The sequence below is a fragment of the Blautia sp. MSJ-9 genome (assembly GCF_018919065.1).
GTDB lineage: Bacteria > Bacillota > Clostridia > Lachnospirales > Lachnospiraceae > Blautia_A.
The window spans coordinates 45407-57154 of sequence record NZ_JAHLQG010000047.1 but is presented as its reverse complement, the minus strand read 5'-3'; the positions used below and the strand labels follow the sequence as shown (position 1 = coordinate 57154).

Sequence of the window (11748 nt, the reverse complement as noted above, 5' to 3'; positions counted from 1 at the left end):
ATATCATCTTTTCTTTGTGCGTCACGCTTATCCAACAACTTTTGAAGCTGGTCGACTGCGTTATCATAAGCATCCTTTGTTTTGATTACTTTTTCCTGTGCTTTTTCTATCTGCTAGCAGAGCGTTTCTGCAGCTGGGGTTCTTCTACCACGTGACATTTATTTTGCCTCCTTCAGTATTCTGCTTATTTCGGCTGCCTAATACTTGATCACATTTGCATCCATATCAAATGCTTTCAGTATTGTCTTCTGTGTTGCGGTTACTGCATGGTCTAGCCGATACCTGTTATCTGTCAGCCTTACCATCTCTATCTTTTCCAGTTCCCGGATTGCTGCTGGAACAGTCATGAAATTCGGTCTGCTTTCCAGCGCCTCTTTTGCCGTCATCTTTTCTGAAGTGATGATACAGAAATAGCCGCTCAGGTCATTTTCCCGTTCGATCACATCTGTCCGGTCCTCCGGAAATTGAAATACTCTATTCTGCTCATTATAATGAAGGATATAGTAATGGCGGAAGCCTGGACTGAAATCGATCACTTCATTTGTGTGTTTCATAAGATGCGATTTCATTTTCGGAGCTTTTTGGCAAGCAAGCAGCGCCCTCTCATCCCCTTCTTTTGTACTGCTGTGAAAAAGGTGGAAGTATCGCTCTTCTTCGTCTGATTCATACAAACATGGCCCTCTCCTTTCAAGATGCATTTACGCCTTAATTACCTTAATTAATTGTAAAAAAATCCCGTAAAAAAGTAAGTAAAATCACTTATTTACGGGAAAAAATCAATTATTTTTATAAGAAAAGCTTTCAAGGCGTAAAATTTGAAGAAGCTAACAAGTACGGAGCATTTTTCGGAGAGTTCAGTTTTTTTGAGGCGGAATCAAGTGCTGTGTCCAGAATGTTTTTGCCAAGGAAATATAGTCTTTTGAAGCCTGCGTAAGGAAACCGTCTGAACGATAGAAAATTAAAAGATGCCATATTGGGTGACTCGGCAACGCAAAATAACGAAAAGCAGAGCTGTTCGTATCTGCGTAATATCTGGGTATGATACCGCAACATTCACAAATCTTAGCCATTTGAACAATATGTGGAGTTTCTGTGGTGTCCATCAGAACATTAGGGGTAAAACCAGCTTCTTGGAAGACACTGTCGCTTATTTCACGCAGGACACCCCCGGAAGAACCTTCTCTTGTTAACACAAATGGCATCTCGCGTAAATGACATAAATCAATCGTCGGGAGTATGGGGTACTCTCCGCAGGGAGCAATCGCAATTTCCTCAGGTTCTTTGATTGAATGACAGATCGGATGGGAAATTGGAACCTGAACAACCATTTCCTCCGCGCAAAGATCAATGCATGTGTACTGTGAAATCTTATTCTCCCGCTGCACCATAAATCCCAAATCAATTCTCCCATATGCCATGGCCTTCATTTGCTCTTGAGCGTTCAGCTCGATGGGTGTTATGGTGAGCTCTGGATACTTTTCGTGAAGTTTAGGGAAGATTGACGTAAACATGACGAGACCGCGATTGGGTGTGAGTCCTACGGTCAGCTTTGTCTTATGAGACTGGATGATTTCCGTAATCTGACGGTAGGTATCTTGTCGGATTAGCAAGGCTTTACGGCAACCTTCCAAGTACACTTCTCCCGCTTTTGTTAGTTGCCAATTGCGAGGAGTACGAATAAAAAGTTGTGTATTCAGTTCCTTTTCCAGTTTTAACAGGTATTGATTGACAGCGGATTGAGATACATGTAATCTCTCAGCTGCACGTGAAATATTGTTTTCTCTTGCAATTTCCACAAAATATTCCAAATATCGAAAGTCCATCTTCCTGTCGAGAAGCCCCTCTCGACCATTCACCTCTTTTCTTTGCATGAGTACTCTCGGAAACTCACAATCCTTGAAAACTCTGCATTTCCAAAGCACTCCATTTTTTCTTCACCTCCACTTTTCAGTGGTTCTATTTTTTTCTATATTTTCATAAGTTTTTTAAATATTTATTAACAAATCTGCCAGTTTGTGTGGTCGCGTTTCTTGGTTGAAATGCCTAATCAAGAAACGCGGCCTTTTCGGTTAAGGAGAACCCTTCACTTTTCACCCATACCAAAGGAGAACACACATATGTTGATTCACTGGCAATCCCATCAGGAGTATTTGAATTTTCTGCATGAGACAAAAGTACATCTTGATTCTTCCCATCGCACAAGGCTTCAGCTTGAATTCGGCCATGTCCGTCAAAAGCTCCGCCTGCTGAATCTCGATCCTGTTATGGAATATCATTCTGCTTCCTATTCTCCAATCGGTAGACCCGCCAAAACCAGGCTCAGATTATCCGCCCCTCATCCTTATGGTAAACCTGGGCTTCACCAGACTTACCCTCTGGCTTCAGAAACTCAGGCCAGACAACCTGCTTGCCACACTTATAGGCTGTTCCACGGACTCACTTCCGCCCCTGGGATCTTATTTCGACTTTATAGACAAGCTCTGAGCCCAATCCAAAGCCTTCCAGTAAGCCCGGTAAAGGCAAGAAGCTTCCCAACAGGCATTCCGGTATTACTGATACCATAACCGCTTATGCCCTGCAACATGAAAATTTTCCCTTCTATGAAGAACAGTTCCAGCAGGTATTCCGTCTCGCTGCAATCCTCCCCTCACTCAGAGACAGACTCATCCCTGTAGACGGGCTTCCCCTTTCCGGCGACGGCACCTGCATCCATTCCCACGCATCCCCTCATGGTCATAAAGTCTGCAGGTACGTGGAAAACGGAATCATACTTTGTCACTGTCAACGCCACTTCTCAGATCCGGATGCGCACTGGGATATCCGGCTCTATCCCCCCGTTACCAAGAGATACGGATGAATATAAGAAGATTTACAATAACCGCACTTTCTGTGAAAGAGTAAACAATCGGATTCTAAATGACTACCACCTGCATGATATGGGGATCCATACCCGGAAACGGTATTCCTTTTTCACCATGATCAGGATGCCCGGCTGAAAAAACGGAATTTCATCGTCGCCACACCGCTCTTCGGAACCCAATTTCTCATAAGGGGTATTATACTTCAACATTGTAGCAAGGTCAACAGTGTCGTTAAAGTAGCTCGAAGTTCTTTACGATTCAAAATTTTACTCCCGGACAGCTATCACGATATTCCTGGCGCCGTCCCACTCATAAGAACACGTTACCAGAGTAAGTATCTGCTTCGGATCAGTAGCTATCATCTGCCCGTTCTTCGAACAGCTGCAGTGCCTTTGCCTGTAATAGATACTGGGAGAGTCCGTCCGATTCCTGAAATACCATCTGCTGGAACAGGAACATGGACACATCTGACTTTAATACTGCCATGACAGTTTAGGAATAGACGCCGTCGGGATTCTGGAAAAGAACAGCCGGATGCTCCTTGCAGTAGGAAAGAGCGACGTATTCATCCAACGTCCCGAATATCACACCGCTTTTCATTTGTGACCGTAGATCACAAGATTCTGCCCATCCCGAACATCACAGTCCCTGCTTATTAAACGTCTTACATTTATAAAATCCCTCAGAAATGTTCCGAGGGATTTTTCTTTCAATTTAATTTCTTTAGCCATTCATCAGGTTCTATAGCTGACACTACAGAAGCCTCAAAATCTGCGGTATTTCGAGTAATTATATAATTTGCCGAAACCTCCTCGGCACATCTGTCCTGCAAACAATCTTCAAAATCTTTGAAGTTATCCATCTTAATAGCTTTCATGACTGCTTCCTGAGATGCAGACGCTACTTTTAGAATCTTGCAGACCTTTTCTAACCATGATCTTCTTGTCTCTGCTGGGACTTTTCTGAGAATGTACCACAGATTAGGCAAAGAGTGAAATGCTATATATCCCTCTGCTTCTCCAGATGCACATTTCTCCATCACATGCAACGCAGAATCGTAAAACGGTTCTCTTGCAACAAGAAAATCAATAATTACATTCGTATCAATCAATACTACCATATTTTTCCCTTCTTGCTGCTTCCAGCTCTGCATCCGGATCAAAGTCATCCGGCAAATATTTTTTTGCTTCACTTCTGGTAGCTACCAGTTCTTTAAACGCCTGCATTTTTTCATCTGGTTTCTGAGACGGATAAATAACACTGGTATATGTTTTCTTTGGTATTAATCGCTGAATCACTTCAATCAGAAAGCCTACATTATCATCGGACATATCCTGAATCATCTGAACAGCCTGCTCCTGTAACATAGTCATATGATACACCGCCTTTCCTTATCATTTTATGCAAATCATTATTTTCCTACTTTAATTATAACTGCTTTACACCTGTTTCTCAATCAATATTTTTCATGTATCAATTCTACTACTTTCTTCGACGAATTTTGTTCACCGTTATAACCAATCCATCATGTCCATTTGCGTTTAACCTATCGTTTATTTTACTTTATATAGTGTTATTCTGCATTATCCAATCAATATATAGTGCATAAATCAATATCAAGATACTAGGAAACAAAGTATTCCACTGCGTTCTCAGGGAAGAATTCCTTCATCTCGCCGTAGAGCTGCGCTGCCAGGGTTTTGTTGTGGGCAAGTACCAAAGTTGGTTTGTTGAGCCGGGCAATGACATTCGCCATGGTGAAGGTCTTACCGGAACCTGTAACACCAAGCAAAGTCTCAAACTGGTTGCCTTCCTTGAAGCCCTTGACCAGTTTTTCGATTGCCTGAGGCTGGTCACCGGTGGGTTTGTATTCGGAGTGTAATTTGAAGATTTGTTGTGAATTTTGCACAAAAGCACCTCCTGATTTTTATATCAAAAAAGTTCATCTATCAGGCAGAAATTCGTCGAAGCGCATTTCCTGATTTTACCCGAATACACCTCTCGACGAATTTTGTTCACCACCTGACATTTTATAGACTGGTAAAAAGTAGTAAAACTAACGTGGACGAATTAACACTCAAATGTAAAAAATATTATATCATGGAAATTTGAAATTGTATATATGATGCGAACATTAGTTCTTTAAAAATTTATCTACATTTATCATTGTATCCAGAACAATTTCTGTATCAAGCTCCTTCTTTTTCAGGAAAACTTCTTCCATATAAAAAAGCAATTCAGGCGGGATCTCCTCAGCTATAATATTTCCATTATCTCCATACACATCCATAGTTATCAACTATATCTGTGATATGCATAATTTCTATGCTGTCAGAAACCATGTTAAATTCGTTCTGCAATTATACCGTTTATGGTATGGAAATCACCCATCCGGGTACCTGCCACGAATAATGAAGCCGAAAGGCTTCTAAGGAATTATATACGGAAACAGGCGCAGGCCATGACATTTAGAAGTTTTGAAAGTATCGATCATCTCTGTCAATGCATGAGCATGCTTGTTTTGATGCGCCTTGAAGATCCGGCAAATATATATGACAGAGTGTCCGGGATATTTGGATAAAGAACAGTAACTAAAAAATCTGAAGAACCAGCTACAGTCCTTCAGATTTTTACGTCATTCTATGAAAAAAATGATCTGATTTTAATTGTTTTTGTTCAATCTGCAGATCATAACTGCCAGATGTCCGGCACAATTTCGGATTTCTTCTTCTGTAAGTTTACCTTCTTTATATGCCTGGCGAATATTCTTATCATCATCCGGATTTCCAGGCATGATAATGTCATTGCCTGCTGCCACACATTTCCATGGAACGCTTCCATTTTCCGGAACTGTTGTGTTCCAGTCTGACATAATTGCTCCGTCAAATCCCCATTCTTTTCTGGCAACTGTCATGCACAGATCTTTGCTGTTCGCCGCATGAATACCGTTGATAAGATTATAGGAAGTCATAATAGAAACAGGATTTCCTTCTTTTACTGCAATCTCAAAGCCACGAAGATAAATTTCCCGGAGTGCTCTCTCTGATACACAGGAGTCTACGCCCATACGGTTATCTTCCTGATTATTGCATGCAAAATGCTTAATTGTCACACCGCATCCCGGCTTACTCTGGACTCCCCTGGTCACTGCCGCTGCAAGCATACCTGACAGATACGGATCTTCTGAATAATATTCGTAATTTCTTCCACATAATGGGTTTCTGTGAATATTCATACCCGGTGCAAGCCACAGATTTACATGAAATTCTTCCATTTCTTCTGCGATTGCTTTTCCAAACTCTGTCATAAGATCTGTATCCCAGGTCTGTGCCAGTGCTGTTCCTACCGGAAAAGCAGTACAGTACTGATAATAAGTATCTGCATTCTCATGATGCACACCAGGTTCCAGAATTCCATTTTCCAGTGAACCAAGAACTCCCATTTCATAGATGCTGTCTGTCTCTTTATCTACCTCATACCACTGTCTGAGGCGGATTCCTGCCGGACCGTCTGCCATAACAAGAGACGGGATTCCATCCTCCTCCAGAGCACCACTGGTCTCACCTGCTGATCCCGGTACGCGGATTCCCGCTGCACCCAGAGTGCTAATATTCTCTGAAATTTTTCCATAAAGCAGAGGAATCAGTTCTTCAACAGATCTGCCTTCCAGAACAGAAAACAATCTCTTTTCTTCCTCTGTCAGGTTTTCCTGATTTTCCCCGTCATTTTCTGATTTTTCCGGCAACATTACAGGTTTAAAACAATATTGCGGCACCTGTGCTGTTTTCAGTTCTTTCTCCTGCTGCATAAGTTTTTCTTTGAGTTCTTCTGTCATATGAATTTGTCTCAGTTCTTCCTGCAACGGACAAATTGCATCCGTATGCTCCAACACTGAAGTATCTGAAATTACCAAAACCGCTTCCTGTTCCAGTTTATCAGAACTGTTTCCGATCAGGATACCATAGCTGCCTTTTTCTATTATCCATGTATGTGTTTCCTCGCAGAAAGAAGCCAGCTGTTTCTGTGAAATTTCTACGATAAGTGTCTGCCTTTCCTCCGGTTTCAGAAGTCTGGTCTTCGCAAATCCGGCCAGTCTTTTATACTCCTTTTCCAGTCCTGTCTGCGGAAGTGTAACATAAATCTGTACTACTTCTTTACCTGCATATTTCTTTCCCGTATTTGTAACCTGAACTTCTGCTCTGAGCTTACCTTCTTCCATATTCATCCCACAGCATTTGATTTCAAACGAAGTATAAGAAAGACCAAATCCAAACGGAAACAGTACTTTTTTATCAAAACTGTCAAAATATCTGTAACCTACAAAAATACCTTCTCTGTAATCTTCTTTTTCCAGATTTCCGTTCAGATATCCATATTCTTCTGATACCGGATAATCCTCATAGCGCCTTGCCCAGGTTGTTGTCAGTTTACCGCCCGGCACTTCTTTTCCCAGAAGTACATCAGCCAGGGCATCTCCCCCTTCCTGACCAAGCTGAGAAATATTTAAGATTCCTTTTATATTGTCTGTCTGTTCCAGAATATCTGTCAGCTCCACAGGACCACCTGCATTAAGAATAAGGATCACAGGTTTGTTCATTTCTGCAAGATAACGTAAATCTTCCTCTTCTCTCTCGCTTAAATAGTAATCTCCCTTTACTTTGCGGCGGTCTTTTCCTTCTCCTGAAATACGACTGATCACATAAATCACCACATCTGCTTCACAGATATCTTCCTCTGCCACCTTACGTCCCAGCGGCATTGCAAAAGGATTCTCTGCATAGGCATCAAAAGGATTATCTACTTTCTTAGCTTCTTCCAGAACTTTTTCTTTCCACGCCTCTCTCGCCTGCTCATAGCGATTGTGATAATCGCTGATCCAGTCTTCGCTTACAATTTTTACTCCTGCTTCTTTCAGTCCCTGATAAATAGAAATATTCTTTCTGTTGTTAACATCTCCAGAACCAATTCCACCCTTTACGGTTTTCTCTGCTCCATACCCAAGAAATGCAGCAGCTGTATCTTTCTTTAATGGAAGGATTCCTTCATTTTTCAGCAGAACAATGCCTTCTGACGCCGCTTTTCTGGCAAGCTTTCCATGCATCAGTTCTCTCTCTGACGGCTGTTCTTCTCTAGTTCCACTGTAAATCCATTTCTTCATATAATTATACTCCTGTTTTTAATATTATAATTCTCATGAAAAGAACCTCCATAGCATTCTCTCTATGGGGGTTCTTAATTCTCATTATTCTTTTACACCACCAAGTGTTACACCTGCAATAATGTATTTGGATAAAAGCAGATATACAATAATGATTGGCACGATCGCAACAGTGATCATCATGTAAATTTTACCCATATCAAAGTTCATATAATCAGCACCACGCAGAGTTGCGATCAGGATCGGCACTGTCATTTTGCTCTTTGACTGAATGATCAGGGCAGGAACGAAGTAATTGTTCCAGGATCCTACGAAAGTAAAGATTGCCTGTACTGCTACTGCCGGTTTCATGATCGGAAGTACAATACTGTTAAAGGTTCTGAATTCTCCGGAGCCATCAATTCTTGCCGCTTCCACAAGGGATAAAGGAAGGGAAGACTGAAGGTAACTGTACATAAAGTAAAAGACTGCCGGAGATGCAATGGATGGAATGATCAGCGGAAGTAAAGAGTCATACATTCCCATCTTTGTGATCAGTCGTAAAAATCCCATTGCTGTTACCTGTGTAGGCATAACAAGAATTGCCATAATAAAGGTAAAAGCTGCTTTCTTCATTTTAAAATCATAAGCATATAGACCATAAGCTGTCAAAGAAGAAAAATATGTACAAAGTGCAGCACTGCAGGAAGATACAACAACACTGTTAAGAATACCGCGGAACATCGGGAAACTTCCGTCATTTGCCACATTCTTCAGATTCTCAAGAAAATATTTTCCGGGAAGTGCTGAAAATCCTTTCTGTAGATCCGCATGGGAACGTGTTGCATTTACAATCAGAATGTAAAAGAAAAACAGACACAGGAAGGATAAAAAGATCAGCACAAGATGAACAAAAATACTGCGCACACGACCTGATGTATTTGATTTCATAGTTTATCTCCTCCTTCTTTCTTCTTTTGCTTTTTTCTTTGCAGCTTTCTTGGAACCATCCGGGTCTGTGTCATTTGTCATCTTATATACGATCATACATAAAATACCGCTGATAATAAACAGATATACGGACAGTGCACCTGCCATACCATAGTTCTTGCTCTTTAAGTGGCTGTTCAGGAACATGATCAGAGTCATAGATGTACGGTCCGGATTTCCCTGTCCATTTGTAAGAATCTGAGGAACATCGAACATCTGAAGACCACCGATGATAGATGTGATCAGTGTATAAGCAAGGATCGGACGGATCAGCGGCAGTGTGATATAGAAAAATCTCTTGATACTGTTACAGCCATCCAGTTCAGATGCTTCAAAAATATCCATACTGATACCCATAACAGCAGCCATCAGCATAATTGTTGTATTACCAAACCACATCAGGAAGTTCATAAATCCGACCAGAGATCTGGTTCCGATTACAGAACCCAGGAAATCTATCGGTTTTTTAACCCATCCCAGAGACATCAGAATAGAGTTAATCGGTCCGTTGGTAGAGAACATGGTAAAGAACAATAATGCAAATGCAGAAGCCATGATCAGGTTAGGAAGATAAATAACAACCTTGAAAAACTGCTGTCCATGGATCTTCAGACGCGCATCTGTAAACCAGCATGCCAGAACCAGTGCGATCACGATCTGCGGTACAAATCCGATTACCCACAGAATCAGTGTATTAGCACCGTATTTGAACATATCTGACTTCAACAGACTCAGATAGTTTGCCATTCCAATAAAATTCGGTCCGATTTCTTTAATTCCTGAACGATAATATTCATAGAAACTATAACGTACAGTATCTACCAGCGGAATCAAAGAAAAGATTAAAAAAGTTATAAAAAATGGAAGGATAAAGATGTATCCCCATTTTGCATAGCTGATGCTTTTCTTTTTTTTCATAGTTCAGCATTCCTTCCTTTACATATTAGTGCCAGACACACATCGCATTCATGCGTGTCTGGCAAATACAAATGCATCTGTACAGGTTATTTACACCTGAAACTTTTTAACTGTCAATTCAAAAGCGTTTATTATTCAGCCCAGTTAACTTCCTGGATTTCCGGATAACGTTCTTTGATTGCTGTTTCAAAGTTTGATTTTGCTTTGTCATAGTCTACCTGACCCTGGAAGTAATCGCTGAAAGCGTTCTGGATCAGTTCTACACATCCCTGGTCATAAGCAGAAAGTGGTGCGATCTTGATGTTCTCTGCAACCGGTGCGAAATATGTAAATGGATTCTGTCCGCCAAGGAAGTCAGATGCGAAAGTGTCATCTGTTGCAACTTCCTGCATACCACTCTTTGTATTTGTAAAGTCAGAATAATCTTTGGAAATCTTTAATAAATTGTCCTTATTTCCTGTCAGTGCAAGAATGATATCTTTTGCATGTTCCGGATTATCTGTTCCTGTTGCTGCATGGATGTAAGAACCGCCCCAATTGTATTCCTGTGGTGGATTTGTAACAGCCCATTCTCCGTCTTCTCCATCCCAGTTTGGTTTCAATGTAAAGTCAATTCCCCATGCCGGGAAGAGGAATGCAAATACTTTGGATTCAGATCCCATAGCTTTGTTCCAGTCATCATTCCACTGACCTTTTACAGTTTTGTTCAGGTATCCTGCATCCAGCCATTCTTTGGAATCTTTGATCCAGTTCATTACCTGCTGGTCTACATTAACAGTTGTTGCACCGTCTTCTACCCATGGCTGGGAAATGCTGTTTCCATACAGTCTAAATGTATCAGCATAAGAAGCAAATGTGTAATATCCTTTTGCTTTCAGTTCTTCAGCTGTAGCTTTTGCTGTATCCCAGTCTTTCATTTTCTTGCCTACTTCTTCAGGATCGTCGGTTCCGAACACATCTTTGGCAATATCACGACGATATACAAGAAGTCCAGGGCAGCACTGCCATGTAGATCCTCTCTGTACTCCATCTGCATCAGATGCAGTTGTTTTTGTAAAGTCATACTGATCTGCAAGATCTTTGTCAGGATCAATTCCAAGATCTGTCAGAGGCATTGCCACATCCGCTGCTGCATCTGTATATTTGTATACATAATCTGTTTCTGATAAGAAGATATCTACCTTATCATCTGCTGATGCATCAGCCTGATTCATAAGAGCTTCATCAAGTTTCTGCTGATAAACACCATCCTGATTTGGATTTATGATCCAGTGAATTTCTGTTCCATCGTTTAATGTTGTTACTGTTCCGTCTTTGGATGTTTCTTTTACTTCAGGATATACTGCTTCCAGACGCTGACGGAATTCATCATTCCAGGAATAAATATTGATTACTTTTCCTTCTTCATCTGCATGTACGATTGTAGCGGTTCCGCCCATTGTACCTGCAATTACGGATGCTGTAAGTAAAACAGCTAATGCTTTCTTTTTCATTAAAAAAGCCCTCCTTTTTCTTTTTTTCTCTTTGTGAGTTTCTTGCCTCACCTGATGTATCAGATTATAGCTTAAGCTGCTTTTCGGGTATATTATAATTTCCACCAAAATGTCAGATTCATGACCTCATTGTGTTCTTTTTATATACAGACAGATTTTGTCATTTAATAAGGAAATCTTTCCTAAAATCATGATCTTTCTGTTTTTTTATTAGTATTTTTGTATAAAAAGTACCATTTTTCTATAAATCAGCCAGATGAATATTCGCAATCTGATTCATTACCTGCTCATATATTTTTCTGAAATTGTGTTATTTTATGTCATGATTCTGATACTTACTTCATGTTTC

General features: G+C 40.7%; 8 protein-coding genes and 1 pseudogene. All 9 read right to left on the bottom strand.

The features are described 5' to 3' along the window. Window positions 1-197: 197 nt before the first annotated feature. Window positions 198-671 (bottom strand): hypothetical protein, encoded by a 474-nt coding sequence (locus tag KQI87_RS16665; RefSeq protein WP_253292530.1) that lies wholly within the window; start codon window positions 669-671, stop codon window positions 198-200. Window positions 672-854: 183 nt separating this feature from the next. Continuing rightward, complete coding sequence (locus tag KQI87_RS13600; RefSeq protein ID WP_216460608.1) at window positions 855-1871, bottom strand: LysR family transcriptional regulator; 1017 nt, start codon at window positions 1869-1871, stop codon at window positions 855-857. A gap of 1699 nt (window positions 1872-3570) precedes the next feature. Next, on the bottom strand, window positions 3571-3981 hold the full coding sequence (locus KQI87_RS13595) for a type II toxin-antitoxin system VapC family toxin (RefSeq protein WP_055067222.1): 411 nt from the start codon (window positions 3979-3981) through the stop codon (window positions 3571-3573). After that, on the bottom strand, window positions 3965-4234 hold the full coding sequence (locus tag KQI87_RS13590; RefSeq protein WP_055067221.1) for a hypothetical protein: 270 nt from the start codon (window positions 4232-4234) through the stop codon (window positions 3965-3967). The genes KQI87_RS13595 and KQI87_RS13590 overlap by 17 nt, the downstream gene beginning before the upstream one ends. A gap of 254 nt (window positions 4235-4488) precedes the next feature. Beyond that, window positions 4489-4770: pseudogene (locus tag KQI87_RS13585) on the bottom strand (DEAD/DEAH box helicase family protein); the annotation flags it as partial. Between the two features lie 753 nt (window positions 4771-5523). Then, window positions 5524-8019: a glycoside hydrolase family 3 protein gene (locus KQI87_RS13580; protein WP_216460607.1), complete on the bottom strand. Its 2496-nt coding sequence runs from the start codon at window positions 8017-8019 to the stop codon at window positions 5524-5526. An 84-nt stretch (window positions 8020-8103) separates the two neighbouring features. Continuing rightward, window positions 8104-8949, bottom strand: coding sequence for a carbohydrate ABC transporter permease (locus tag KQI87_RS13575; protein ID WP_055059513.1), 846 nt, complete (start codon window positions 8947-8949; stop codon window positions 8104-8106). A 3-nt stretch (window positions 8950-8952) separates the two neighbouring features. Next, window positions 8953-9906: a carbohydrate ABC transporter permease gene (locus KQI87_RS13570; protein WP_216460606.1), complete on the bottom strand. Its 954-nt coding sequence runs from the start codon at window positions 9904-9906 to the stop codon at window positions 8953-8955. 131 nt (window positions 9907-10037) lie between these two features. Next, window positions 10038-11399 (bottom strand): ABC transporter substrate-binding protein, encoded by a 1362-nt coding sequence (locus KQI87_RS13565; protein ID WP_117844231.1) that lies wholly within the window; start codon window positions 11397-11399, stop codon window positions 10038-10040. Window positions 11400-11748: the final 349 nt, after the last annotated feature.